26 protein-coding genes and 1 pseudogene are annotated in these 26,987 nt (G+C 43.2%); 14 read left to right on the plus strand and 13 right to left on the minus strand.

All coding sequences use genetic code 11. The features are described 5' to 3' along the window. The first annotated feature begins 447 nt into the window (after nucleotides 1-447). The 5 genes from leuA (at nucleotide 448) to leuD (ending at nucleotide 5,677) form a co-directional block, all read left to right on the plus strand. Nucleotides 448-1,995, plus strand: coding sequence for a 2-isopropylmalate synthase (leuA, locus tag J5X96_RS08875; protein WP_209363191.1), 1,548 nt, complete (start codon nucleotides 448-450; stop codon nucleotides 1,993-1,995). A gap of 167 nt (nucleotides 1,996-2,162) precedes the next feature. Continuing rightward, nucleotides 2,163-3,239 carry a 3-isopropylmalate dehydrogenase gene (gene leuB / locus J5X96_RS08880; RefSeq protein ID WP_209363193.1) on the plus strand — a complete coding sequence of 359 codons (1,077 nt, stop codon included), beginning with the start codon at nucleotides 2,163-2,165 and terminating at the stop codon, nucleotides 3,237-3,239. A 78-nt stretch (nucleotides 3,240-3,317) separates the two neighbouring features. Then, the gene (locus J5X96_RS08885) at nucleotides 3,318-3,611 is read left to right on the plus strand and encodes a YciI family protein (protein ID WP_209363195.1); all 294 of its coding nucleotides are present in this window, start codon (nucleotides 3,318-3,320) and stop codon (nucleotides 3,609-3,611) included. A gap of 43 nt (nucleotides 3,612-3,654) precedes the next feature. Beyond that, nucleotides 3,655-5,064 carry a 3-isopropylmalate dehydratase large subunit gene (gene leuC / locus J5X96_RS08890; protein ID WP_209363197.1) on the plus strand — a complete coding sequence of 470 codons (1,410 nt, stop codon included), beginning with the start codon at nucleotides 3,655-3,657 and terminating at the stop codon, nucleotides 5,062-5,064. A gap of 10 nt (nucleotides 5,065-5,074) precedes the next feature. Then, nucleotides 5,075-5,677, plus strand: a complete 603-nt coding sequence (leuD, locus tag J5X96_RS08895) for a 3-isopropylmalate dehydratase small subunit (RefSeq protein WP_021615740.1) — start codon at nucleotides 5,075-5,077, stop codon at nucleotides 5,675-5,677. Between the two features lie 96 nt (nucleotides 5,678-5,773). Here the strand turns inward: leuD and J5X96_RS08900 are convergent, their stop codons facing one another. Beyond that, nucleotides 5,774-6,526, minus strand: a complete 753-nt coding sequence (locus tag J5X96_RS08900) for a bifunctional 2-polyprenyl-6-hydroxyphenol methylase/3-demethylubiquinol 3-O-methyltransferase UbiG (RefSeq protein WP_209363199.1) — start codon at nucleotides 6,524-6,526, stop codon at nucleotides 5,774-5,776. Nucleotide 6,527: 1 nt separating this feature from the next. Continuing rightward, nucleotides 6,528-7,772, minus strand: a complete 1,245-nt coding sequence (gene mtr / locus J5X96_RS08905) for a tryptophan permease (RefSeq protein WP_209363201.1) — start codon at nucleotides 7,770-7,772, stop codon at nucleotides 6,528-6,530. 155 nt (nucleotides 7,773-7,927) lie between these two features. Between mtr and ppa the strand changes: the two genes are divergently transcribed. The 6 genes from ppa (at nucleotide 7,928) to mog (ending at nucleotide 12,278) form a co-directional block, all read left to right on the plus strand. Continuing rightward, nucleotides 7,928-8,455 carry an inorganic diphosphatase gene (gene ppa, locus J5X96_RS08910; protein ID WP_006716839.1) on the plus strand — a complete coding sequence of 176 codons (528 nt, stop codon included), beginning with the start codon at nucleotides 7,928-7,930 and terminating at the stop codon, nucleotides 8,453-8,455. 69 nt (nucleotides 8,456-8,524) lie between these two features. After that, nucleotides 8,525-9,295 carry a M48 family metallopeptidase gene (locus J5X96_RS08915; RefSeq protein WP_209363203.1) on the plus strand — a complete coding sequence of 257 codons (771 nt, stop codon included), beginning with the start codon at nucleotides 8,525-8,527 and terminating at the stop codon, nucleotides 9,293-9,295. A 16-nt stretch (nucleotides 9,296-9,311) separates the two neighbouring features. Next, complete coding sequence (locus tag J5X96_RS08920; RefSeq protein ID WP_209363205.1) at nucleotides 9,312-10,163, plus strand: thymidylate synthase; 852 nt, start codon at nucleotides 9,312-9,314, stop codon at nucleotides 10,161-10,163. A gap of 63 nt (nucleotides 10,164-10,226) precedes the next feature. Beyond that, nucleotides 10,227-10,760: a tRNA adenosine(34) deaminase TadA gene (gene tadA, locus J5X96_RS08925; protein ID WP_209363207.1), complete on the plus strand. Its 534-nt coding sequence runs from the start codon at nucleotides 10,227-10,229 to the stop codon at nucleotides 10,758-10,760. A 193-nt stretch (nucleotides 10,761-10,953) separates the two neighbouring features. Further along, nucleotides 10,954-11,619: a CDP-alcohol phosphatidyltransferase family protein gene (locus tag J5X96_RS08930; RefSeq protein ID WP_209363208.1), complete on the plus strand. Its 666-nt coding sequence runs from the start codon at nucleotides 10,954-10,956 to the stop codon at nucleotides 11,617-11,619. Between the two features lie 77 nt (nucleotides 11,620-11,696). Next, the gene (mog, locus tag J5X96_RS08935) at nucleotides 11,697-12,278 is read left to right on the plus strand and encodes a molybdopterin adenylyltransferase (RefSeq protein ID WP_209363210.1); all 582 of its coding nucleotides are present in this window, start codon (nucleotides 11,697-11,699) and stop codon (nucleotides 12,276-12,278) included. A gap of 177 nt (nucleotides 12,279-12,455) precedes the next feature. Here the strand turns inward: mog and hemB are convergent, their stop codons facing one another. The 8 genes from hemB to yedE all read right to left on the minus strand — a co-directional run bounded on the left by hemB (nucleotide 12,456) and on the right by yedE (nucleotide 19,818). Next, nucleotides 12,456-13,478: a porphobilinogen synthase gene (gene hemB, locus J5X96_RS08940; protein WP_209363212.1), complete on the minus strand. Its 1,023-nt coding sequence runs from the start codon at nucleotides 13,476-13,478 to the stop codon at nucleotides 12,456-12,458. 18 nt (nucleotides 13,479-13,496) lie between these two features. Then, nucleotides 13,497-14,264 (minus strand): Sec-independent protein translocase subunit TatC, encoded by a 768-nt coding sequence (gene tatC / locus J5X96_RS08945; protein WP_209363214.1) that lies wholly within the window; start codon nucleotides 14,262-14,264, stop codon nucleotides 13,497-13,499. Between the two features lie 26 nt (nucleotides 14,265-14,290). Continuing rightward, nucleotides 14,291-14,944 carry a Sec-independent protein translocase protein TatB gene (gene tatB, locus J5X96_RS08950; protein WP_209363216.1) on the minus strand — a complete coding sequence of 218 codons (654 nt, stop codon included), beginning with the start codon at nucleotides 14,942-14,944 and terminating at the stop codon, nucleotides 14,291-14,293. Between the two features lie 3 nt (nucleotides 14,945-14,947). Continuing rightward, a complete protein-coding gene (tatA, locus tag J5X96_RS08955) occupies nucleotides 14,948-15,178 on the minus strand; it encodes a Sec-independent protein translocase subunit TatA (RefSeq protein ID WP_021615751.1) in 231 nt (76 codons plus the stop codon). Between the two features lie 291 nt (nucleotides 15,179-15,469). Further along, entirely contained in the window at nucleotides 15,470-16,189 is a 720-nt protein-coding gene (gene deoD / locus J5X96_RS08960) for a purine-nucleoside phosphorylase (protein ID WP_209363218.1), read from the minus strand. A gap of 126 nt (nucleotides 16,190-16,315) precedes the next feature. Next, nucleotides 16,316-17,566: a NupC/NupG family nucleoside CNT transporter gene (locus tag J5X96_RS08965; RefSeq protein WP_209363219.1), complete on the minus strand. Its 1,251-nt coding sequence runs from the start codon at nucleotides 17,564-17,566 to the stop codon at nucleotides 16,316-16,318. A gap of 719 nt (nucleotides 17,567-18,285) precedes the next feature. Further along, nucleotides 18,286-18,555: a sulfurtransferase-like selenium metabolism protein YedF gene (yedF, locus tag J5X96_RS08970; protein ID WP_209363221.1), complete on the minus strand. Its 270-nt coding sequence runs from the start codon at nucleotides 18,553-18,555 to the stop codon at nucleotides 18,286-18,288. Between the two features lie 51 nt (nucleotides 18,556-18,606). Beyond that, nucleotides 18,607-19,818, minus strand: a complete 1,212-nt coding sequence (gene yedE / locus J5X96_RS08975) for a selenium metabolism membrane protein YedE/FdhT (RefSeq protein WP_209363223.1) — start codon at nucleotides 19,816-19,818, stop codon at nucleotides 18,607-18,609. 303 nt (nucleotides 19,819-20,121) lie between these two features. Here yedE and J5X96_RS08980 point away from each other — a divergent pair. Further along, nucleotides 20,122-20,529 (plus strand): annotated as a pseudogene (locus J5X96_RS08980) (metallophosphoesterase); the annotation flags it as partial. Between the two features lie 141 nt (nucleotides 20,530-20,670). Here J5X96_RS08980 and purB read toward each other — a convergent pair. Continuing rightward, nucleotides 20,671-22,038 carry an adenylosuccinate lyase gene (gene purB / locus J5X96_RS08985; RefSeq protein ID WP_209364805.1) on the minus strand — a complete coding sequence of 456 codons (1,368 nt, stop codon included), beginning with the start codon at nucleotides 22,036-22,038 and terminating at the stop codon, nucleotides 20,671-20,673. A 27-nt stretch (nucleotides 22,039-22,065) separates the two neighbouring features. Continuing rightward, on the minus strand, nucleotides 22,066-22,677 hold the full coding sequence (gene hflD / locus J5X96_RS08990; protein ID WP_209363225.1) for a high frequency lysogenization protein HflD: 612 nt from the start codon (nucleotides 22,675-22,677) through the stop codon (nucleotides 22,066-22,068). Nucleotides 22,678-22,804: 127 nt separating this feature from the next. Between hflD and J5X96_RS08995 the strand changes: the two genes are divergently transcribed. Continuing rightward, complete coding sequence (locus J5X96_RS08995; protein WP_209363227.1) at nucleotides 22,805-23,215, plus strand: copper chaperone PCu(A)C; 411 nt, start codon at nucleotides 22,805-22,807, stop codon at nucleotides 23,213-23,215. A gap of 99 nt (nucleotides 23,216-23,314) precedes the next feature. On the opposite strand, the gene J5X96_RS09000 is transcribed toward J5X96_RS08995, so the two are convergent. Beyond that, nucleotides 23,315-24,742, minus strand: coding sequence for a YdgA family protein (locus tag J5X96_RS09000; RefSeq protein ID WP_209363229.1), 1,428 nt, complete (start codon nucleotides 24,740-24,742; stop codon nucleotides 23,315-23,317). Nucleotides 24,743-25,076: 334 nt separating this feature from the next. Between J5X96_RS09000 and dnaK the strand changes: the two genes are divergently transcribed. Continuing rightward, entirely contained in the window at nucleotides 25,077-26,978 is a 1,902-nt protein-coding gene (dnaK, locus tag J5X96_RS09005) for a molecular chaperone DnaK (RefSeq protein ID WP_209363231.1), read from the plus strand. Nucleotides 26,979-26,987 lie beyond the last annotated feature (9 nt).

Raw genomic sequence — 26,987 nt, forward strand, 5'->3', positions numbered from 1 at the left:
CCGCACTTTTTTTTAGATTTAAACTAAAAAAGTCGATTTTTTCAGTAAATAAATTTCTATCAGAATAAAAACTGGCTTCAAACATCAAAGTTAGAATATTTCTCTAAGATCTATGCTTAATACAAAGTTTATCTCTCACTAAATTTCATAAAATCGGCAAAAACAGAGAGAATATGCTGATTTATCATTTGACAGACTAGCTTAAATCCGTAATATGTGACGCACGTTTACAGATTTTTATACACTAGGATTTTTCATGTTTCACACTGTTTCTTTCTCCCTCAACCTGCTGCTCTCACATGCTTTGTGCGGCTAAGTTGTGGATGAAAAACAGTCAAATGTAAAACCCTCAAAATTTAAACCCGCACTCTAATTTGCGGGTTTTTTCGTTTTAAAAATACCGTAAAAAATGACCGCACTTTGAGTGATTGAAAGAAGGAAAATGTTATGACAGATCGCGTTATTATTTTTGATACCACCTTGCGTGATGGCGAGCAAGCGTTAAAAGCAAGCTTAACCGTTAAAGAGAAATTACAGATTGCTTTAGCACTTGAACGTTTAGGCGTGGATGTGATGGAAGTGGGCTTTCCGGTTTCCTCACAAGGAGATTTTGAATCTGTGCAAACCATTGCGCGCCATATCAAAAATAGTCGTGTCGCAGCACTTTCCCGTGCGGTAGAAAAAGACATCGATGCGGCGTATGAAGCCTTAAAAGTGGCGGAAGCTTTCCGTATTCACACATTTATCGCCAGCTCGGCTTTGCACGTGGAAGCCAAATTAAAACGTACCTTTGACGATGTGGTTGAAATGGCGGTGGCGGCAGTGAAACGCGCACGTAACTACACGGATGATGTTGAGTTCTCTTGCGAAGATGCCGGCCGTACAGGTATTGATAATATCTGTCGTATTGTTGAAGCCGCAATTAATGCGGGTGCAACCACAGTCAACATTCCGGATACCGTTGGTTTCTGCTTACCAAATGAATACGGCAATATCATTGCTCAAGTGCGTAACCGCGTACCAAACATCGATAAAGCCGTGATTTCCGTGCACTGCCACAACGATTTAGGTATGGCGACCGCCAACTCTTTAACCGCCGTACAAAACGGTGCACGCCAAATTGAATGTACCATCAACGGCATCGGCGAGCGCGCAGGTAACACCGCATTGGAAGAAGTGGTGATGGCAATGAAAGTTCGTCAAGAATTTATGGGCGTGGATACACGTATCAACACGCAAGAAATTCATCGCGTCAGTCAAATGGTGAGCCAACTTTGTAATATGCCGATTCAGCCTAATAAAGCGATTGTGGGTTCCAATGCTTTTGCACACTCTTCCGGTATCCACCAAGACGGTATGTTAAAAAACAAAAATACCTACGAAATCATGTCTCCGGAAACTATCGGTTTGAAGAAAGAGAAATTGAACTTAACCGCACGTTCCGGCCGTGCGGCGGTGAAAGGTCATATGACCGACATGGGCTACACCGAGCAAGATTACGATTTAGATAAATTGTATGATGCCTTCTTAAAATTGGCGGACAAAAAAGGCCAAGTGTTCGATTATGACTTGGAAGCCTTGGCGTTCATTGATATGCAACAAGGCGATGAAGATCGTTTGGTGTTAGATAAACTTTCCGCTCACTCCACCAAAGAATATCCGGCGACAGCCTTTGTTCAATTACAATTAGACGGTGAGAAATTAAGCACTTCGTCAATCGGTGGTAACGGCCCGGTTGATGCGGTTTATAACGCCATCTTAAATTTGACCGGTTTAGAGATCAAAATGTCTCACTATAACTTAACCGCCAAAGGCGAAGGCGCTGAAGCCTTAGGTCAGGTGGACATTGTGGTGGAACACGAAGGTCGTAAATTCCATGGTGTCGGTTTAGCGACGGATATCGTTGAATCCTCTGCGCTTGCCTTAGTGCACGCCATCAATGCGATTTATCGTTCACATAAAGTCGCAGATATTAAAAGCCACAAACATCATTAATCTATCGAGTTCCCCTCTTTAGCGAAGGGGGGTTAGGGGAGATTTGGCAGAAGTAACATCAACCTCAGTGGTGAATTTATATCGTTAAAATCTCCCCCCAGCCCCTCTTTACAAAAGAGGGGAGAAAATTAACCGCACTTTAGTGTGAAAGAAATAGGAAAAACAATATGCAATCATACAACATCGCTGTTCTACCGGGAGACGGCATCGGCCCGGAAGTGATGGCAGAAGCCATTAAAGTATTAAACAAAGTCCAAGAAAAATTCGGTTTCAAACTTAACTTTAACGAGTTTTATGTAGGTGGTGCTGCAATCGATAATTGCGGTTGCCCATTACCGGCAGATACCCTAAAAGGCTGTGAAGAGGCCGATGCAATTTTATTCGGCTCCGTGGGCGGCCCTAAATGGACAAATTTACCGCCGGATCAACAACCGGAACGCGGTGCATTATTACCATTGCGTAAACATTTCAAATTATTCTGCAATCTTCGTCCTGCTACCCTTTATAAAGGACTCGAAAAATTCTGTCCATTACGTGCCGATATTGCAGCGAAAGGCTTTGATATGGTGGTTGTACGTGAATTAACTGGCGGGATTTATTTCGGTCAGCCGAAAGGTCGCGAAGGCGAAGGCGCACAAACCAAAGCATTCGATACCGAAGTTTATTACAAATATGAAATCGAACGCATTGCACGTGCGGCTTTTGATGCAGCAATGAAACGCCGTAAACACGTCACTTCTGTCGATAAAGCCAACGTATTACAAGCGTCAATCTTATGGCGTGAAACCGTGACCGAAGTGGCAAAAGACTACCCTGAAGTCACCCTAGATCATATTTATATCGACAACGCGACCATGCAGTTAATCAAAGCGCCTGAGTCTTTCGATGTGCTCCTCTGCTCTAACATTTTCGGCGATATTATTTCTGATGAAGCCGCGATGATCACCGGTTCTATGGGAATGTTGCCATCTGCCAGCTTAAATGAAGAAGGTTTCGGCTTATACGAACCGGCAGGTGGTTCTGCCCCGGATATCGCAGGCAAAGGCATTGCCAACCCAATCGCACAAATTCTTTCTGCGGCGATGATGTTGCGTTACAGCTTCAACTTAAACGAAGCCGCGGATGCCATTGAAAATGCGGTACAAAAAGTCTTAGCCAATGGTCACCGTACCGGTGATTTAGCCGATGACTCTGCCCCTGTTTTAACGGCGGAAATGGGTACATTGATTGCTGAAGCAATCTAATCGTAGGGTGGGCATTTTTGCCCACCATCAACAAATTTAATAAAGGCGAGTAAGCGTCCCTAGAAAAAAGGAGATTATATGTTTATTGTTTCATTAACCTATATTCAACCTTTAGAGAAAATTGAAGAATTTCTAGCTGAACACAGAACATTTTTAGATAAGTTTTATCAACAAGGTAAGTTTCTAATGTCTGGGCGTAAAGAACCTAGAACTGGTGAGATCATTATTATGAATGCAAAAGATCTTGATGAAGTAAATCAAATTATTGAACAAGATCCATTTCACCAACACCAAATAGCAGATTATCAAGTGATAGAGTTCTATCCATCTAAAGTTGCGAATGGATTAGAAAAATACCAACAGACAATTTAAAACTTACTACTCTAACAAAGCCCCTAACGAATTGAGAAAAATTATGGCAAAAACTCTTTACGAAAAATTATTCGATGCCCACGTGGTATACGAAGCAGAAGGCGAAACGCCGATTTTGTATATTAACCGTCATTTAATCCATGAAGTAACCAGTCCGCAAGCTTTTGATGGGCTACGTGTTGCGGGTCGTCCAGTACGCCAAGTGAGCAAAACTTTCGGTACCATGGATCACAGTATTTCTACCCAAGTACGCGATGTGAATAAACTTGAAGGCCAAGCGAAAATTCAGGTGTTAGAGCTTGATAAAAATACCAAAGCCACGGGGATCAAATTGTTCGATATGACCACAAGAGAACAAGGTATCGTGCATGTAATGGGACCGGAGCAAGGCTTAACTTTACCAGGCATGACCATCGTCTGTGGTGACTCCCATACCGCCACCCATGGTGCTTTTGGTGCCTTGGCATTTGGTATCGGCACCTCCGAAGTCGAACACGTTTTAGCGACACAAACCTTAAAACAAGCCCGTGCAAAAAGCATGAAAATTGAAGTGCGTGGCAAAGTCGCTCCGGGCATTACCGCAAAAGACATTATTCTTGCCATTATCGGTAAAACCACTATGGCAGGCGGCACAGGCCATGTGGTGGAATTTTGCGGTGAAGCCATTCGTGATCTTTCCATGGAAGGACGTATGACCATATGCAACATGGCAATTGAAATGGGTGCAAAAGCCGGTTTAATCGCACCGGATGAAACCACTTTCGAGTACTTAAAAGGTCGTCCACATGCGCCAAAAGGCAAAGATTGGGATGATGCAGTCGCTTATTGGAAAACTTTAAAATCCGATGAGGATGCGCAATTTGACACGGTGATCACATTAGAAGCCAAAGATATCGCACCACAAGTCACTTGGGGCACGAATCCGGGGCAAGTGATCGGTATCGATCAATTAGTGCCAAATCCAGCCGAAATGACCGATTCCGTCACTCGTGCTTCTGCTGAAAAAGCCTTGAATTATATCGGCTTAGAAGCGAATACTGATTTAAAAGAGATTTCGGTGGATCAAGTATTTATCGGCTCTTGTACTAATGCGCGTATCGAAGACTTACGCGCTGCTGCGGCGGTGATGAAAGGCCGTAAAAAAGCGGATAACGTAAAACGGATTTTAGTGGTGCCGGGTTCCGGTTTAGTCAAAGAACAAGCGGAAAAAGAAGGCTTGGATAAAATCTTTATTGAAGCGGGCGCTGAATGGCGTAATCCGGGCTGCTCAATGTGCTTAGGGATGAACGATGACCGTTTAGGTGAATGGGAACGTTGTGCTTCCACTTCGAACCGTAACTTTGAAGGTCGCCAAGGTCGTAACGGTCGTACTCACTTGGTGAGTCCTGCCATGGCTGCCGCAGCGGGAATGTTCGGTAAATTCGTTGATATTCGTGACGTCACATTAAACTAAGGAGCAGAAAATGGCAGGATTTAAACAACTTTCAGGCTTAGTAGTGCCATTGGATGCAGCAAACGTGGATACGGATGCGATTATTCCAAAACAATTTTTACAAGCCATTACCCGCGTAGGCTTCGGCAAACATTTATTCCACGAATGGCGTTATTTGGATGTAGAAGGCACCAAGCCGAATCCGGAATTTGTGCTGAATTACCCACAATATCAGGGGGCGACTATTTTATTAGCACGCAAAAACCTCGGCTGTGGTTCTTCTCGTGAACACGCCCCTTGGGCGCTTGCCGATTACGGTTTCAAAGTGATGATCGCACCTAGTTTTGCGGATATTTTCTATAACAACAGTTTAAACAACCACATGTTACCGATTCGTTTAAGCGAAGAGGAAGTAGAAGAAATCTTCCAATGGGTTTGGGCAAATGAGGGCAAACAAATCCATGTGGATTTGGAAGCCATGACCGTTACTGTGGGCGACAAAGTTTATACCTTTGAACTGGATGAATTCCGCCGTCATTGTTTGTTAAACGGCTTGGATAATATCGGTTTAACCCTTCAACACGAAGACAAAATCGCAGAATACGAAAGCAAAATTCCGGCATTCTTGCGCTAACTTTTTATCACTCGGAAAGCAGATATTTTCTGCGCTAAAAGGCGGACAAATTGTCCGCCTTCTTTTCTCAAAAACACGTCAAAAATCGACCGCACTTTATGTGTTTTTTCTCGCCTTAACAAACAACAACACCGGGCGATGTTGCAAATCTTTAAATTCATCCTGCCATTGCGGTTGGTCTGCAAGCATGGGCTCCGCCATTTGCTCAATGTGAAAACCGGCAGAAATCAAATTGTTGATGATGGTCGCCGTGGTGCGGTGATAGGTTATAAAAGGTTGTTTAAACCAGTTGCGCTGGCGTTCGCCTTCATCCCGATAGAAATTCAGCCGATAGGCGATTTGTTGTTTTTGCGCGTCTTTTTCCCAACGTTCACCGCCTTGATAACAAGTCACAATGGGATGTTCTTGAGAGAAAATCAATTGTCCGTTTGGTTTCAGTTTGGCATGAATTTTTGCTAATAAGGCAGGAAAATCATGCACATAATGAAAAGCAAAGGAACTGGTGATGACATCAAAATTGCTTTCGTTTAACCGTTCCAGATGTTCCATTGGGGCTTGCTCCAGTAAAAAGTGCGGTCGAAATTCTGCGAGATTTTTTGCCGCCTGCTGCAACATCGCTTGGGACAAATCTATACCGGCAACAAATGCGGCGCCCCGTTCTAAATAGAGCTTGAGATGTTCTCCGCAACCACAGCCTAAATCTAAAATACGCTTGCCTGACACGCCGCCGACTAAGCCCAACATCGTGGGCTTTTCAACGATTTCATTTAAGCTGTTCGGGTTACTGCGCAGTTTCTGGTACAGGTCAAAAAAACCGTCCTTGTCATACACGCTTTGCTTGTCTTGCATATTATCCTTTGAAGTCGGCAATCCAACCAAACTGCAATGCCACTTGTGCGAAGATATTCAATAACCCAAATAAAATCACGAAATACACCATAAAGTTGCCACCGTGTACACGATAGGTCGCATTCGGGAATTTTTTGCGGCTGGCTTTTGCCAACAACGCCGGCACGATGGCAGCCCAAATCGTGGCAGCTAAACCTGCGTAACCAATGGCAATAACGAAACCGAATGGGAATTGCAAACTCAGTAATAACGGCGGTAGGAAAGTAACTAATGTCGTTTTCGTGCGTCCTAAGCGGCTGTCATCAAATTTACACAAGTCAGCGATGTAATCAAATAAGCCTAAGGTGACACCAAGGAAAGAACTGGCGATAGCCATGTAAGCAAAGAAATTCAAAACAATGCCGATATAATCGGTTTGGATGTATTTGTTTAAGGCTTCTAGTAAGGCCGCTACGTCACCGCCTTTGGCGATGACCGGTGCAAATTCAGCACGCGGTAAGTTACCTTGAACGGCAAGCTGCCACAAAATATAAATAATCAACGCCAAACCGGTGCCAAGGAAAATGGATTTCATCACGCGCTTGCCGTCACGATCATAGTATTTCACCAAACTCGGGACGTTGCCGTGGAAACCAAATGACACCAAACACACCGGAAGTGCGGTCAAAATATAAGGTAAATATTGCTGTTCGCCCTGTGCCACGGTGTTAAGCAACACATCGGCTTTCACCGAACTCAACAAACCGGAGGTAGAAAGGAAGAAAGAAATGATCATCCCGGCGATTAACACCGTACTAAAACGGTCAACCGCTTTGGTAGAGAACCACACAAACGCCGCCAACACAAAACAGAAAATCAAAGAGCCTGCACTACGGCCCACTTCCACGTTTTCACCTAACTGATTCAAGAAACTTTCCGTGATGCTGCCACCGGAAGTGATGTAAGCATAAGTAAGAATGTAAAGTACAAAGGCGACGGATAAGCCATTAATGACGTTCCAGCCTTTGCCTAATAAATCAGTCACAATCGTATCGAAACTGGCACCGGTGGGATAATGTAAATTGGCTTCTAAAATCATTAAGCCCGAGGTGGTCATACAAAACCAGGTGTAAATCAGAATCGCAATTGAACCGAAAAACCAAACACCGGCAGTAGAAGTTGGGTTAGCAAGCATACCGGCGCCGATTGCCGTACCTGCGATAATCATCGCGCCACCGAGTAATGAAGGGCGTTTTTGCATTGTCATTGTAATATCCTTTAGTAAAAAAATTTGGACTATTATAATAGTACAACTACAAAAGACAACCGCATTTTATTACGCAACGTCCCCTCAACTCGACAAATGAAGCCGATTACGGCTATAATTGCCACGTTTATTTAACTCACAAGAAGGAATAACAAATGGGCTTAGAAAGCGTACCGGCAGGTAAAGAATTACCAGATGACATCTATGTTGTTATTGAAATCCCTGCAAACTCTGATCCAATCAAATACGAAGTTGACAAAGAAACCGGCACATTATTTGTAGACCGTTTCATGGCAACCGCAATGTTCTATCCGGCAAACTACGGTTATGTGAACAACACCTTATCTTCTGACGGCGACCCGGTTGACGTGTTAGTGCCAACACCGTACCCGTTACAACCTGGCTCTGTTATTCGTTGCCGTCCGGTAGGCGTGTTGAAAATGACCGATGAAGCCGGTGGTGATGCGAAAGTGGTTGCGGTACCGCACACTAAATTAAGCAAAGAATACGACCACATCAAAGACGTGGGCGATTTACCGGAATTATTAAAAGCACAAATCAAACACTTCTTCGAAAGCTACAAAGCGTTAGAAGCAGGTAAATGGGTGAAAGTAGAAGGATGGGAAGGCGTTGACGCAGCGCGTAAAGAAATCCTTGATTCATTTGAACGTGCGAAAAAATAATAAAATTCTAAACAGACCGCGCTTTTAAGGTGCGGTCTTTTTTACACACAAATCTATGAGGGAAAATTTATGTTCAAATTTGCTAAAACATTAACACTCGTCTCTATCGTCGGTATTTTAACAGCTTGTGCAGATTCTGCCTCAATTAACCAACAAGCGGCGATGGGCTATCGTGATATGATTAACGAAGCCAAATCCCAAAATCAAATTGACAGTAACTCCAAAACGGCGCAACGGGTACACAAAATTTTCAACAAAATGGTGCCGTACGCGAATCGCGAAAATCAAACCGGGCAAGCCTTTGACTGGCAAATCGAAGTGATTAAATCCAAAGAACTGAATGCTTGGGCAATGCCGGGCGGTAAAATGGCGTTTTATACCGGCTTAGTGGAAACTTTAAACCTCACAGATGATGAAATTGCGACTGTGATGGGGCATGAAATGGCGCACGCCTTAAAAGAACATGGTAAAAAGAAAGCAAACCTTAGTCAATTTACCAATGTGATTGCCGGTGTTGCTCAAGCTGCGTTGGCGACACAAATCGGTTCTGACGGTAGTACTATGGTTGTAGGCTTAGCAAAAGACTGGGGCTTGGACAAACCTTATTCCCGCAGTGCAGAAACCGAAGCGGATGAAGTGGGGTTATTCTTAATGGCGAAATCCGGCTATAACCCGGAAGCCGCACCGGGTTTATGGGATAAAATGCAAAAAGCCTCAACAGGCTCGCAAGGCATTTTAGACAAATTAAGTTCGACGCACCCAAGTGATAAAGATCGCCAAGCAAACTTATTACGTCTGATGCCACAAGCCTTGGCACTGTATAAACAAAATAAAGGGTAATCGACATAGTATCTCTATGAAAGCTTATTTAGATTTGTGCCAACGCATTGTTAATGAAGGCGTTTGGGTAGAAAACGAACGTACCGGCAAACGCTGTTTAACCGTGATTAACGCCGATTTGACTTACGATGTGGCAAACAATCAATTCCCGTTGATTACCACCCGTAAAAGCTATTGGAAAGCCGCGATTGCAGAACTTCTAGGTTATATTCGCGGTTATGATAATGCCGCCGACTTCCGCAATCTTGGCACCAAAACCTGGGATGCCAATGCCAATGAAAATCTGGCTTGGCTCAATAATCCGCACCGCAAAGGCACGGATGATATGGGGCGCGTATATGGTGTGCAGGGCAGAAGTTGGCGTAAACCGAATGGCGAACATCTCGATCAGCTACGCAAAATCATCAATAACCTCAGCAAAGGCATTGATGACCGCGGTGAGATTCTGACGTTCTATAATCCGGGTGAATTTGATTTGGGTTGTTTGCGCCCTTGCATGCACACACATACGTTTTCCTTGCTGGGTGATACCTTATATCTCACCAGTTACCAACGCTCTTGTGATGTCCCGCTTGGCTTGAATTTCAACCAAATCCAAGTATTTACCCTTTTGGCGTTAATGGCACAAATTACCGGTAAAAAAGCAGGGCAAGCGTTCCATCACATTGTGAATGCACACATTTATGAAGACCAGTTGGCACTCATGCGTGATGTGCAATTAAAACGTGAGCCTTTCCCGTCACCGCAGTTGGAAATTAATCCGGACATTAAATCTTTAGAAGACCTGGAAACCTGGGTCACCATGGATGATTTTGAGGTAACGGGTTATCAATGCCACGAGCCGATTAAATATCCGTTTTCCGTCTAACAAAGTGCGGTCGGTTTTAGAAACGTTTTTGAAATCCACCGCACTTTTTATCTGAATAGCCTCATGACTGAATCTCAACAGCAACTGGATGAACAATTTATGCGCCACGCCTTAATGTTGGCGGACAAAGCTGAAGCCTTGGGTGAAATTCCTGTGGGCGCCGTATTAGTGAGCGAGGAGGGGGAAATTCTTGGCGAGGGATGGAATTTATCGATCATTGATTCTGATCCCACAGCGCATGCCGAAATTGTGGCTTTACGCCAAGGCGGCCAGCGCTTGCAAAATTACCGCTTGTTGAACGCAACCTTATACGTCACCCTTGAACCTTGCACCATGTGCGCAGGGGCGATTTTACACAGCCGCATTAAGCGCTTGGTGTTTGGTGCAGCTGACTATAAAACCGGCGCAGTGGGTTCCCGTTTTCATTTTTTCGAGGATTATAAAATGAACCATGTCATTGAAATTACCGGTGGGGTGCTGCAGCAGGAATGCAGTGAAAAACTCAGTGCGTTTTTTCAAAAACGTCGTGCGCAACAGAAAGAAGCGAAATTAGCCATCCCGAATAAATCCAATGTCGAAACAATGAATAGAGATTAATGTGCGGAAGAATCATTCTTATTTTTGTACGAGAGATAAGAGCATAAAACCACAAGATTACTTTTTATCGTAGAAAATTACGGCATTTTCCCTTTTATTTTGATACACTGGGCAAGTTATCGCCTTCATTATTTTGTTGGCATGATTTCCGTCTTAGTCAATATCCATTTATATGCGTTCTAAAGGAAACATTATGAGTATTAATAACCTCAAATATAAATTCCAACATTTTTTATACCCGATTGCCGCACAGTGTGATCGTTTGGGCATTAAAGCCAGCTATATTACGGTATTCTCTAGCATCCTCTCTATTGTCATTGGCATCACGGTGCTTTTAGGCGGGCAATCGCTCTTTTGGTTAATTCCAATTGGGCTATTTATTAACCTTGTCTTGCTGAATAATCTTGCCGATATTCTTATCTATGATTTTGAGCATACGTCTCGTTGCAGTCGATATTTAACCAAAATCATCTATGTTGTTGCCATGACAGCGGCATACATTCCTTTTATGTTTGTTGCGCCTTTTGATCCGCTACAAATCGGTTTAGTCATTCTACTTTCAGCGTTACTGGATTTAAATCTGCTCCCTAAACAAAAAGAAGAAAACGACGAGCCCTATGGCGGGCCGTTAGATAAAGTCGATCGTGCAATCTTACTTGGCGAAGTGGCGATATTATACGCCCTCTTTGCACCGTTCAATGAAGCACTTTATTGGGCACCGTGGGTATTAGTCACCAGTTTAGTCCTCACGCTAATCATTAGAATTAAACTCAACCGCGCGAATACGCCAATTCCAGAGGAAGTCCAAGAAGAAATTCATCAAGAGCTTTTAGAAGAACTAAAAGAAAAAATGAAATAATCCAATACAAATCCCTTATGCCGTGTCATTGCCTTGAAACGATGATACGGCATTATTTTTTATAACAAGGAGTAATTATGGACATGCGGTTAAAAATTGGTTTAGTCTCCGTTTCAGATAGAGCCTCTCAAGGCGTTTATGCTGACCAAGGCATTCCCGAATTAAAACATTGGTTGGAGCAGGCTTTAGTGGATCCTTTTACCGTTGTTGAACGATTGATTCCGGATGAACAAGCTGAAATCGAACGAGTGTTATGTGAATTGGTGGATGAACAGCATTGCCACCTTGTGTTAACTACCGGCGGCACCGGTCCGGCAAAACGAGATGTCACACCGGATGCGACGTTAGCCATTGCCGATCGAGAAATGCCCGGTTTTGGTGAACAAATGCGTCAAGTCAGTTTGCATTTTGTTCCAACCGCCATTTTATCCCGGCAAGTCGGGGTGATTCGTAAAGATAGCCTTATTCTCAATTTACCGGGGCAGCCGAAAGCCATCAAAGAAACCTTAGAAGGCGTTAAAGACAGCGAGGGTAAGGTCCTTGTGCAAGGGATTTTTAGTGCGGTGCCTTATTGCCTGCAATTAATCAATGGCATCTACATTGACACCAACCCTGCGATTATCACCAGTTTTAGACCCAAATCAGCACGCCGTGAATAATACTACGGCGGCGATATTGCGCTAAAATGCAGACTTCGTTATTAAAAAAGCCATCTGAAAATGTACGAAAAAACGACCGCACTTTTCAGATGTGCTTTTTGTTAATAAGAAATCGCCATGCGCATATCCGAACCGCATGGCAATAATAGATAGGAGATGAAAACACAAGACAATGTGTTATTTATTCTTCCCTTCCAAATACAACCACTCTGCCACTTGTTTAGCGAAGTAAGTCAGAATGCCGTCGGCACCGGCACGTTTGAAGCAAAGTAAAGATTCCATGATGCATTCTTTTTCTTTCAACCAGCCGTTTTGAATCGCTGCCATGTGCATGGCGTATTCACCGGAAACTTGGTAGGCAAACGTAGGTACGCCGAATTGTTGTTTTACGCGATAGACTAAGTCCAAATATGGCATACCCGGTTTCACCATCACCATATCAGCGCCTTCTTCCAAGTCTAATGCCACTTCTTGTAAACCTTCATCGCTGTTAGCAGGATCTAATTGATAGGTCTTTTTATCGCCGCCTTTTAAGTTGCCGGAAGAGCCAACAGCATCACGGAACGGGCCGTAATAGTTGGAGGCATATTTGGCGGAGTAAGCCATGATGAGGGTATTAATAAAGCCTTTTTCTTCCAAGGCATTGCGGATTCTGCCGATGCGACCGTCCATCATATCGCTTGGCGCAACTACATCTGCGCCAGCCTCAGCGTGGGATAGGGCTTGTTTGATTAATATGTCAGTAGTGATGTCATTCAGCACATAGCCTTCTTCATCGATAATACCGTCTTGTCCGTGTAGGGTGTAAGGGTCAAGTGCCACATCAGTTAACACGCCAAGGTCAGGATAGGCGGCTTTTAGCGCTCTTACTGCGCGTTGCACCAAGCCGTTCGGATTATAGGCTTCTTCTGCCATTAAGGATTTTTTCGCCTGTTCCACCACAGGAAATAACGCAATCACCGGTACGCCGTATTTCACCAATAAACCCGCTTCAATTAACAGTTGGTCGATGGTTAAACGTTCTACGTTTGGCATGGAAGACACCGCTTCACGATGATTTTCGCCCTCAATAATAAATACGGGATAAATCAGATCATCAACAGTCAGTTTATGTTCCGCCATTAAGCGGCGACTAAAATCCTGTTTGCGCATACGGCGTAAACGGCGGGTTGGAAAACCGGTAAAAATTTGTTGTGTCATATTATCTCCCGAATTGAATTAGTGATTAGCCGTGTTGTTTTCATCTTGAGTGGCTTCGTCTTCTTCACGCGGACGATAAAATCGTGCAAAGAATACGCCCACTTCAAATAACAAACACATTGGAATAGCAAGCAAGGTTTGTGAGAATACATCCGGCGGAGTTAAAAGCATACCGATAAAGAACGCACCGACAATAATATAAGGGCGCTTGGCTTTTAAATCTTCCGGTGTGGTAACACCAGTCCAGCATAACAGAATAATCGCCACCGGCACTTCAAAGCAAACACCGAAAGCTAAGAATAACGTCAGTACAAAATCTAAGTAGCTACTGATGTCGGTCGCGATTGCCACCCCTTCCGGTGCCGTTTTAGTTAAAAAGCTGAACACTAACGGGAATACCACATAGTAAGCAAAAGCTACGCCTAGATAAAACAACAGCGTGCTGGAAAATAGCAGCGGATAAATGAGGCGTTTTTCATGCTGATATAATGCCGGTGCCACAAAAGCCCAAATTTGGTAGAGCAAAAATGGGACTGAAATAAAAATAGCGACAACGCCGGTCAGTTTAATTGGGGTGAAAAACGGCGTGGCAATATTGGTGGCAATCATACTGGAGCCGTTTGGCAAGTTTGCGGTTAACGGTGCCGCCACAAAGTTATAAATTTCGTTGGAAAAATAAACTAACGCCACAAATACCACAGCAACGAAAATAATGCTGCGTAATAAACGGTTGCGCAGTTCTACCAGATGAGTGATGAGGGGTTGAGTATCGTCAACGCTGGTCATAAATTATCCTAATTGAGGGTTACGCCCTAGCTTTTATTTGAGGATTGTTCGGTTTTCTCCGAATGGGCATTTTCTGAATTGGCCGGCAAAGGATTATCCGGATCATATTGATTGATGTAATAAGCCAGTTTGTCATCTAGCTCAATTTCTTCTTGCTCCGCCTGTTCTGCCGGAGAAAGTGCGGTCGTATTTCGCGACATTTCTGCAACGGCTAAGGCTTCTGTATTTTGTTCGGAAAAATCTTCAACATCAAGAATGTCATAGTTAGCCATTGGGTTGCGATAATTTGAACCAGGATGAATGTTGTCATTTTCATCCGAATTTTCTACCGCACTTTTCATTTCCTTGATTTGATCTTGCAACGTAGTATTACTTTGTGCTGCTTTTTGTTCCAAATCGGCACGCAACTTATCTGCAGAGGCTTTTAATTCCTCAACGGTTTTGCCCAATTCGGGAGACAGCGCCTTAAGATTCAAGCTTTCCGCTTTCTTAATGCTGTCTTGCAACTCTTGCAATTTTAATTCTTGTTTTAGTTCATTTTGTACATTTGCCGCCAAGCCACGAACAGTTCGCACCCAAGACATGACCGTGCGAATGGCTACCGGTAAACGTTGTGGGCCTAGTACCACTAAGCCCACAATACAAACTAAGACAACCTCAGAAAAACCAATATCAAACACGGATTATGCCTGTTCTTTTTCTTTGCTTTTTTCTTGTTCCGGTTGTGCCTTTTGCTTTTGTTCCACTTTATCGAAACTTGCATCAGCCGGTTTGGCTTCTTCATTCATGGCCTTTTTAAAGCCTTTTACAGACTCGCCCAAATCGGTACCTAACGTACGCAATTTCTTCGTACCGAATAACAATACAATGATTAAAACCAAAATAGCCAATTGCCAAATGCTAATGCCACCCATAAAAACCTCATTGATATGCGTTAAGAGATGAAATTTATCTGTTAAAAACGTGCAGAACTATACTCGTTTTACCCGTGTTGAACAATAGCCAAGCCGGATTATTTTCGTATTTATTGACGTTGGTTACCTTGCTTCTTTGCATTTTAACTTAGCATCGTATAGCAACTCGCTTCCTTCTAAGCCTTAAATAACTCCCTTGAAGTCAAACTGTCGCTCTCATTTTATACCGCGATAACACACTCAAAAGAATGCTGCCAAATGACGCAAATTAGGCAGCATTCAAGGAGTTGACTAGTTAGCCTTATCGTCAATTAATACGGTTTCTAACGCCACTTTGATCATTTCATTAAACGTCAACTGACGCTCTTCCGCACTGGTTTGTTCATGAGTACGAATATGGTCGGATACGGTACAGATAGTCAATGCGCGCACACCGTATTCTGCTGCCACGCCATAAATACCGGCGGCTTCCATTTCTACGCCTAGGATGCCGTATTTTTCCATCACGTCAAACATGGCGACATCCGGTGTATAGAATAAATCTGCAGAAAATAAATTACCGACACGAACCTTAACATCTAATTCCTTCGCTGCCTGTACCGCCGCTTGCGTTAAACCGAAATCGGCAATCGCTGCAAAATCGTTGTCTTTAAAACGAATACGATTAACTTTGGAATCGGTACACGCACCAAGACCGATAACCACATCACGCACTTTTACATCCATGCGGACGGCACCACAAGAACCGACACGAATCAGTTTTTCCACACCGTATTCCGTAATGAGTTCTTTCGCGTAAATGGAACAGGAAGGGATCCCCATACCATGTGCCATCACAGAAATTCGGCGACCTTTATAGGTGCCGGTAAAGCCCAACATATTGCGAACGTTGGTCACTTCTTGCACGTTTTCTAAGAAAGTTTCTGCGATATACTTCGCACGAAGCGGATCGCCCGGCATTAATACGGCATCGGCAAATGCACCGGCTGGCGCGTTAATATGTGGAGTCATAGTCTTTTCCTCTTTATTGACATGGTGAACTAAAATTAGCGCAAACGTTTTCGTTGCCTATAAACGACAACACCACGAACAGGTCGTGGTGTCATCATAAAAAACGTGGTGAAATCATACCGCACTTTATAGCACAGCACCACTCAAACCGATAAATAATCCGGCAATCGTTGCACTCATTAAGTTAGATAATGAACCGGCAAGCACCGCTTTTAAACCTAAACGCGCAACATCACCGCGACGATTTGGTGCCATACCGCCTAAACCGCCGATTAAGATTGCAATGGAGCTGAAGTTAGCGAAACCACAAAGTGCGAAGGTAATAATTGCTTTGGTTTTATCACTTAGCACAACAGCAGAATCCGGTTGTAAATATTTAGCAAATTCTAAATAACCCACAAATTCGTTCACCGCTAATTTTAAACCAATCATTTGGCCGGCAATGGCAGATTCTTCCCAAGAAATCCCGATTAAGTATGCCAATGGTTTGAAAATCCAACCTAAAATCACTTGTAAAGTTAAGTTTGGTTCACCAACAATGCCACCTAAGCTACTTAAAATCCAGTTAATTAAGGCAATTACAGACACAAACGCAATTAACATCGCGCCTACATTCAGTGCCAAGTGCATACCGTCACGCGCACCGTTTGCTAAGGCTTCAATTGCGTTGGACGGTTTTTCCACATCCGCGTCCTCTTTTAACATATCATCAGTTTTTTCCGTTTGTGGAAACATGATTTTAGCGAATAATAAACCACCCGGTGCAGCCATAAAAGAAGCGGCGATTAAGTAAGTTAACGGCACGCCCATCCCGGCATAACCTGCCATCACAGAACCGGCGATAGAAGCCACGCCACCCACCATCACAGCGAATAATTCAGATTGAGTCATACGACCGATAAATGGCTTAACAATTAACGGCGCTTCCGTTTGCCCCACGAAAATGTTTGCGGCAGCTGACATGGATTCCGCTTTTGAGGTACCTAATAATTTTTGTAACCCACCACCGATAAGTTTGATGACCCATTGCATTACACCGATGTAATAAAGTAAGGAAATGAGTGCAGAGAAGAAGATAATCACCGGTAATACTTTAATAGCGAAGATAAAACCGAAACTTTGGCTTGGGTCAGTCAATCCACCAAAAACAAAGCTAATCCCTTCATTACCAAAACCGATAACTTTGCCGATAAAATCGGATGCCGCTTGTAATGCATGACGTCCGGCCGGCACATAAAGCACGAAAGCACCGATAGCGATTTGAATGGCCAGTGCGCCAAACACAGTACGTAAATTGATCGCTTTGCGATTGTTAGAGAATAAAACGGCAATCCCCAACAGCACAAAAATACCGATAATGCTGATTAAAATGTCCATAGATACCTCAAAGGATGTAAATAAAAATTTGGCGTATTCTACTTGTTTTTGTGGCGAAGAGGGAGTGATTTTTTCAAGAATAAAAAAATCCCGAGGATTTCGGGATTTTTTAATGCTTAGCATTGTAACGTGCAACGTGTTGCACGAAATTGTGAATGTCCGAAAGGGGTAAATAACGTTCCGTGCGTGGTTTAGTCGTGCAACAAGTTGCACGCTACGCACGAAATTGTGAATTACACATCGAGGTAAATCATTCGTGCAACAAGTTGCACGCTAGGAGGGGGTAAATAATCCTCTTATATGTTGAATTTCGGTTGTCAGCCTTGTCCACTATATCATCGTGGGGATGTTTTCTGCTTATCACTTAAGCCATTTGGCTGGCTATAAAAAAATCCTGAGGATTTAGGGATTTTTTTAATGTTTAGAATAGTAGCGTGCAACTTGTTGCACGAAATTGTGAATGTCCGAAAGGGGTAAATAACGCTCCGTGCGTGGTTTGCGCGTGCATCAAGAACACGGTACGCACGATATTGTGAATTACGCATCGGGGTTCATCATTCGTGCAACAAGTTGCACGCTACGCACGAAATCATGAATTACGCATCGAGGTAAATCATTCGTGCAACAAGTTGCACGCTACGAGGGGGTAAATAATCCTCCTATATGTTGAATTTCGGTTATCAGTCTTGTTCATTATATCGAGAGGATTTTTTTAATGCTTAACGCTGAATCAAATAACGTAATTTTGTGCCATCTTGTTCCACGCTTAATAAGGTATAACCGTGGTTTTTAGTATCCACCGGAATGTTGTTGATGGATTGTGCGCAGTCGCTGAGTAATTCCAGAATTTCGCCTTCCTTTAATTCCGGCATGGTTTCTAACATAACAATAGCTGGATACGGACAAGGTTCGCCCACGGTATCGATGGTGTAATCCGGAACGATGTCTTTGGGATCTTTATCTAATTTGTGCACAACGGTAAATGCCATAATGTGTTTTCCTTCTGTAAAATAAAAATAACGTTAAATCAAACCGCACTTTTACGCCTGTGCGAGAGCGGCGATTTTGGCTTTTGCTTTGGCAAGAAAGCGTTTTTCCCACCAGACGACAGCGATTAAGCAGACGATCAATAAACCGTAGTTCACCAATAATCCGCCCACCGGACCAAATTCTTTCAGTAAGTTCAGTTTTTCGTAGTCAAGCGCCAATGCCGGTGCCAAATCATCCCAAGCGTAGGCGAGATAGGTAGAACCGATAACGTTGCCGATACCCACCCACATAAAATGTACTTGGCCTTCCATCGCGCGGTACATCCAACCGGTTTCACAACCGCCGGCTAATACAATGCCGAAACCAAACAATAAACCGCCAATAATCGCATTCGGACCTGCCCACATGATTTTTGCCGGAACGCCTAATTGAATGTAGCTGAAGACACCAATAGTGCCGGCAAGAATACCGAAAATAATGGCTTTTGCCATGTAAGCGCGACCGGTTACCCAAAGATCACGAAAAGCCGACGTGAAGCAGATTTGCGCACGTTCGATAAGTAAACCGAAAGCTAAACCGCACAACATGGCAAAACCGAGTTTGATGGATTGGGTCATTACATAAAGAGAGGCAATAAAGTAAGCGAAGAATACGACCATGCCGATCCAAAAACGGCGTTGTGCTCTTTTCGGATCGCTTTCTTGTAATTTCGCGGCGCCTTTTTTCAATTCCAATTTCACGCGGAACATCGGTAATAAGGTGACTTTCACACCAACGTAAGTTCCAAGTGCTGTGGCAATAGTGAAAAACCAAGCGTGTACGGAAAATTGTGGAATACCGGTAAATAACGAGGCAAGGTTACAGCCCATCGCCAAACGTGCGCCGAAGCCGGCAATGGCGCCACCGATTAAGGCTTGTACAATGCGGCGTTTATGTGGCTGGTTTCGCCATTTTACGTTGTTTGCCCACAAGGCTGCGGAGATACAACCAGCAAACATGCCTAAGATCATCACACCATCAACACGGGTGAAAATCGTGCCTTGCATACCGATGATTTTGTAGTAGCTCCAATTGGACACATCAATGCCCAAGGCTTCTAATGCATGGCCACCCCAGCGGGTAAATTCGCCGGTGACCGCCCAATACGTGCCGGTAATGCCGAAATAATAGGCCGAGATTAAACCGGCGGCAATAACGGCGATAACGGGATTCCAATATTTAATCAAATATTGTTGTTTGAACTGTTGTAAAACTTCGTTCATTTTTTATCCTATTAAGGTGAATGGAAGTATTACAAGGAAGGTATAACAATGAGAAAAGGCTCAAAAGAAGGGCTTTGTCATTTCCTATACACAAACTTGCGATATAAATGAAATTACAAATTAGATTTGCGGGCGTTAGTTTAATGAATAAAATCATGAAAGGCAATCGTTTGCCTGTTTTTTAAACATTTTTAGGTATGTCACCTTACTTTTAATCTTCTCAATGATTCGGCTGAATCCTTATTGCTTGTGTGATGTAAATAAATATAATTCGTCGCGTATTTATTACCAAAAGGAAATTCTATGAAAAAAGTCATTTGTTCACTATTTGCACTTTCAGCATTGAGTACTGCGGTGGCACAAGAAGTCAATATTAAAATTCTTGGAACCTCCGATGTGCATGGTCGTATTGTGCCTTGGAGTTATGGCGCAGATGTCGCTGACAAATCCGGTTCTTATGCACAAATTGCCACTTATGTGAACGACGTTCGTAAACAACATAAAAATGTGGTGTTGGTCGATGTTGGGGATGCCATTCAAGACAACCAAATTGATGTTTTCGCTAAAACGAAAAAATACTACAAAGACCATCCTGTACCTAAAGTGTTAAACGCCATGAAATATGACGTTTTTGTGTTGGGAAATCATGAGTTTAATTTTGGTATGAAAGCACTTGATGAAATTTTAAAAGACATTAAGGCAAAATTGATGGACTTTCACATCAACGTTGGGAAATCATTGGATTAGAATAAGATTCTCAGCATTTGCGTAAAAAGCGTTCCCATGAAATTGAATTTCATCATTTATCTTGGGAACGCTTATTTTTTGCGTTTTTGAAACGTTATTGATCGATTACAGTTTTTCCACCAACTGTACTGCCGCGCCGATATAGCTTGCCGGCGTGAGTTGTTGCAAGCGTGCTTTTTCTTCTGCCGGAATGTCTAATTTCTCAATAAAATCAAACATCGCTTTGGCATCTACGCGTTTGCCGCGGGTGAGTTCTTTCAGTTTTTCGTACGGTTTTTCAATGCCGTAACGACGCATCACGGTTTGAATTGGTTCGGCGAGCACTTCCCAGTTTTGATCCAATTCTTCACGTAAATGGGCTTCATTCACTTCTAATTTGCTGATGCCTTTTTGGGTCGCTGCATAAGCGATTAAGCAGTAGCCTAAACCCACGCCAAGGTTACGCAACACGGTGGAATCCGTTAAATCGCGTTGCCAACGGGAAATCGGTAATTTGCTGCCTAAGTGTGCCATCACGGCGTTTGCCAAACCAAGGTTGCCTTCGGAGTTCTCGAAGTCGATTGGATTGACTTTGTGTGGCATGGTGGAAGAACCGATTTCACCGGCGATAGTACGTTGTTTGAAATGATTTAATGCGATGTAACCCCACAGGTCGCGGTCGAAGTCGATCACGATAGTGTTGAAACGTGCTACGCAATCAAACAATTCGGCGATGTAGTCATGCGGTTCGATTTGGGTCGTGTACGGGTTCCATGTGATTCCTAAAGAAGTCACGAATTCTTCGCTGAAAGTATGCCAATCAATATTCGGGTAAGCGGATAAATGGGCGTTATAGTTGCCCACGGCGCCGTTGATTTTGCCCAGAATATCGATTTGTTGTAACTGTTTGTACTGGCGTCTTAAACGATATACCACGTTGGCCATTTCTTTGCCCACAGTGGTTGGTGATGCCGGTTGACCGTGCGTGCGGGAAAGCAATGGAATGGTTTTATATTGCTCAGCAAGTGCGGTGATTTTTTCGATTAAATTTTGCCACTCCGGCAACAAGACTTCTTCGCGCGCTGTTTTTAACATTAACGCATGGGAAAGGTTGTTGATGTCTTCTGAGGTGCAGGCGAAGTGAATAAATTCGCTGATTGCCGCTAATTCAGGCAATGCTGCGCTTTTTTCTTTAAGGAAATATTCCACCGCTTTCACATCGTGGTTGGTCGTTCTTTCAATTTCTTTAATGCGCTCGGCATCTTCAATAGCAAAATTAGCGACAATTTGGTTAAGGTAATCGTTTGCTTCTTTTGACAAAGAAGGCACTTCGGTGATTTGTGCGGTCGCTGCCAATTTTTGTAACCAACGAACTTCCACTGTAACACGGAATTTTAATAATCCGAATTCGCTGAAAATATGACGTAAACGGGCGGTTTTGTCTTGATAACGACCATCAATCGGGGAAAGTGCGGTTAGCGCGCTAAGTTGCATAGATGAAAGCTCCATTATTTAGAGAAGTTAAAGAGAAGAGAGAATGTGTTGTGCCGTGGAAGCAATTTTGCCACGGAAAAACAGCAATTGCCATTTGGTGCCGCCCACTTGTTGCCACAAAATAGCGGAACGGATGCCGGCTAATAACGCGGCGCGAATGCGATTTTGTGTGCCTAAATGCTGTAAATATTGAGTAACGCCGGTGACTTGAATTCGGCGACCCAATGGGCTTATCACATCCACATAAATGCCGGCAAAATTAGACAGCATCTGTTCGTCGAGTAAGTGGTAATGTTCCAGCTGTGTGGGTAAATATTGAATTCGGCGTGCCAATTCTTGTTTGGCTTCCGGGGTTTTGTTGAGTTTTGCCGCCAATGCCAACAGACTGAGCCAATAACGACCCAGTTCCGGCTCGCTGCCGTTAAGCTGTTCGCAAAGTGTGGTTAACCCCAATTTCAGGTTATTTAGCTCGTCGCCAAACACATCGAGCGTGGTGTTTGGCGCGGTTTTTAATAAACTGTTTAGACTGGTTTCTAATGCGGTTGAGTCCGCTTCGCCATTTAATGCCAGTTGTTGCACGAGTTTCGCTGCTTGGCAGACGCCGGAAAGGGCGAGTGTACTGTCGTAATAATTAGCCATTGAGGTTTAATGAGAATTGAATAAAAAGAATACGAAAAAGTGAGCGGTAATATAGCATTTTTCTGCTATAGTGGAAAGGCAATCAGCAAGGTCGATAAACTCAAAAAAGATGAAAAAGGAGAAAACCATGCAACGCATTTACAAAACATTATTTTTTATGACTGCACTTTTGCCTCTTAGCGCATTGGCAAAAGTTACCGTGACAAACCCAATCATTTTTGCCACCCAACAAGCCGGTGAACCCACCGCAATTTTTATGGAACTGCATAATGATGGCAACGAAGCTGTGAATCTGGCGATGGTACAAAGCAGTGAATCGGCAAATTTGGTCTTGCACGGTACACAAAATGGCAAAATGATTACTACCGATGGCATTGCAATTCCCGCTAATGGCAACGTGCAATTAAAACCGGGTGGTTTGCATATTATGGTGTTTGATTCTGCCAAGGCGTTGCACGCTGGAGAACGTTTTCCATTGACCTTGATGTTTGATAATGGTGAAAAAGTGGCTACAGATGCCACCATTATTCACCATTAGTCATCGTTTTCCTGATCCTCTGGCGCAATAGCGTAAGACTTGTTACAAAAAATAAGAAAGACGAACAGGCGCTAAGATCTTGATGAATCAAAATGCCGATTAATATCCCATCGACATTGCGGCTAAAAATAGGATGGACGCTACTTGTTCTTCCGGAATGACTTTTCCGTTAAGTTTGAGTTCGCCATTTTCAAGCACAAGATCCAATTTTATGTGTTTCCCCTCATCCACCAAAATGCCTTGTTGAATAGGGTTTTTTAGACCGTCATTGACTTTCATCTCAGCAATGCGATCCGCTTGTGCTTTTTCTACTTTCTCAGAGATTTGTTCCGCTGCACTTGCCACCTCAACTAAGGCAGCCTTATCGACATTCACTTTAAAAATAAAGTGCTGGAATAAGTTAAAGATTTTTCCTCGGGATAATGTAGCAAGATCCGATGTCGCCACCGCCACATCAATATCCGCAGCCAGTTTTCCCGCTTGCGTTGTTAGCATCGGATGAAAAGCGAATTGTGGTTGTTTATCAAAGAATTTTCGAAGGAGTGCAATCTCTGCATCAGTTAATGGTGCATCTTCAGTTTGAGCGAATTTTGCATGTAACACTTGGTTTAATGTCTCGCCATCAAGATGATTGAATGCCATATTCAAATTCAGATCACCAAAATGAATTTGATTTAACTGTGTCCCCTCCAGTTTCAGATTCATTGCAAAATCAAGAAACGCCTCTTTTCTGACCGTATTCAAATCGATTTTCCAGTTTTTCACCGTGAGCAGATTGGTTTTACCTTGCTCATCGGTTTCTTCGATATTTGTCTCACCGGCAGCGATCCATTGTTGTCCGGTAGAGAGAAGATCCCACTCTTTGATTGGTTGATATTCAGCCATGGCTTTAATATTGTTAAACTGTACTTGCGTTTTCGTCTCTGCTTCTTGATAAACCAGCTTGTCAGCCGTCATATCGGCTTGACGAATGCCCTGTGGCGTAAAATCAAGCGTTAAATTCGTTTTACCCAGGTGCCATGTGTCTTTTTCATCTGAAATATCCACAGGCGCAAAATGCATTTTGGCTGCACCTTGGCGTTGGTAATTCATTGTTGTATTAATGGATAAAGGATTTTCCCCTTTGGCTGCCTTAAACCATGAGGTTGTGGTGTCGTTTTGAACAAGATTATCAACGGAGGTAAACATCGTTGGTACAAGATTCAACTGAGATAATTGATTAACCGGCAACGGGCCGTGATATAAGGTGCCTTCAAACGGTAAAGTAAAGACAGATTCAGGCTTATTCGGATCTTTCACCACAATGTCATATCGGGTTTTTGAGCTCAATAAACCACGTTCAATGGCAACCTGGCTAAATTCAACGGACAATCCTTTTGCAGAAAACGATTGCTGTATGTTTTGATTGAGCAAGTCAAATTGATGGACATACTCTTCTTCGGCGACTTTTCCTGTATACCATGCGCCCCCCAACCAAACTGCACCTAATGCCACAATCACGCTGGCCGCTAACGTTGATTTTTTCATATCCTCTATCCTTAAATTAATCAAAGTAAAATGATTCGGCTAATCTAGCATAAATTTAGTTTTTTAGAAAAAAGACCACGAAATTTTTATTCTCCTCTTGAATCTCTTATTTTTATCCTCATTTTACAAAACGAATCAGGATTGAGCTGCCAAGGTGCTTTCATCGCAATACGTTTTGGTAACGCTAGTGAAGAAAATCCATCTAATTTTTGAACCGCACTTTGCAAGCATTGAAAAAATTTTTAAATAAATGCCTTGAAATGCAAAATTCAATCCACATTTTATAATCCGTAAATCGTTACACCGAATTTAAAATTTCATTAGGAGAAAACAAATGGGAAAAATTATTGGTATTGACTTAGGTACAACAAACTCTTGTGTGGCTGTGATGGATGGCGATAAACCTCGCGTAATTGAAAACGCAGAAGGCGATCGCACCACCCCGTCAATTATTGCTTACACAAATGATAACGAAACATTAGTCGGTCAACCGGCAAAACGCCAAGCGGTAACTAACCCGAAAAATACATTATTCGCGATCAAACGTTTAATCGGTCGTCGTTTTGAAGATGCTGAAGTAAAACGTGATATCGACATCATGCCATTTACTATTACAAAAGCCGATAATGGCGATGCATGGGTTGAAGTGAAAGGCGACAAATTAGCACCTCCGCAAATTTCTGCCGAAGTGTTGAAAAAAATGAAAAAAACCGCCGAAGACTTCTTAGGCGAACCGGTTACTGAAGCCGTTATTACTGTACCGGCATACTTTAACGATGCACAACGTCAAGCAACCAAAGATGCAGGTCGTATCGCTGGTTTAGAAGTTAAACGTATCATCAACGAACCAACTGCAGCCGCACTAGCTTACGGCTTGGATAAAGGTCAAGGTAACAAAACCATCGCGGTTTACGACTTAGGGGGCGGTACATTCGACTTATCCATCATCGAAATTGATGAAGTGGGTGGCGAAAAAACATTCGAAGTGTTGGCAACCAACGGTGATACTCACTTAGGTGGTGAAGACTTCGATAACCGAGTGATCAACTATTTAGTCAATGAATTCCAAAAAGAACAAGGCATTGACTTGCGTAAAGATCCGCTTGCAATGCAACGTTTAAAAGAAGCTGGTGAAAAAGCGAAAATTGAGCTTTCTTCCGCCCAACAAACGGATGTGAACTTGCCTTACATCACAGCGGATGCAACCGGTCCTAAACACTTAAACATCAAGTTAACCCGTGCGAAATTAGAATCTTTAGTTGAAGATTTAGTGACGAAATCCCTTGAGCCGGTAAAAGTTGCATTAAACGATGCCGGATTAACAGCGTCTCAAATTGATGACGTTATTCTCGTGGGCGGTCAAACCCGTATGCCACTTGTTCAACAAAAAGTGGAAGAATTCTTTGGCAAAGCACCACGTAAAGATGTGAACCCAGATGAAGCTGTTGCGATTGGTGCAGCGGTACAAGGCGGTGTGTTAGCCGGTGATGTGAAAGACGTATTGTTGTTAGACGTTACCCCATTATCATTGGGTATCGAAACCATGGGTGGTGTGATGACCACTTTAATTGAGAAAAACACGACGATTCCAACCAAAAAATCGCAAGTGTTCTCAACGGCGGAAGATAACCAAAGTGCGGTAACCATTCACGTGTTACAAGGTGAACGTAAACAGGCTTCTGCCAACAAATCTTTAGGTCAATTTAACCTTGAAGGCATCAACCCTGCTCCACGCGGTATGCCACAAATTGAAGTGACCTTCGACATCGACGCAGACGGTATCATCCATGTTTCTGCGAAAGACAAAGGCACAGGCAAAGAACAACAAATCACCATTAAAGCATCTTCCGGTTTAAGTGATGAAGAAATTCAACAAATGGTACGCGATGCCGAAGCGAACGCAGAGTCTGACCGTAAATTTGAAGAATTAGTACAAGCTCGCAACCAAGCAGATCACCTTGTACACAGCACCCGCAAACAATTAAGTGAAGCCGGTGACAATGTGCCAGCCGCAGATCGTGCTGCTATCGAAAGCGCATTAAGCGACTTAGAAGCGGCTGCAAAAGGTGAAGACAAAGCAGTGATTGAAGCCAAACTTCAAGCCCTTGCCGAAGTTGCACAAAAACTTGCACAAACAGCACAACCGCAAGGTGAGCCACAACAAGCGCAAAGCAACGGCAAACCCAACGATGATGTTGTTGATGCCGAGTTTGAAGAAGTGAAAGATAATAAGTAATTTCACTCT

The sequence above is a fragment of the Aggregatibacter sp. 2125159857 genome (genome assembly GCF_017798005.1).
Classification (GTDB): Bacteria; Pseudomonadota; Gammaproteobacteria; order Enterobacterales; family Pasteurellaceae; genus Aggregatibacter.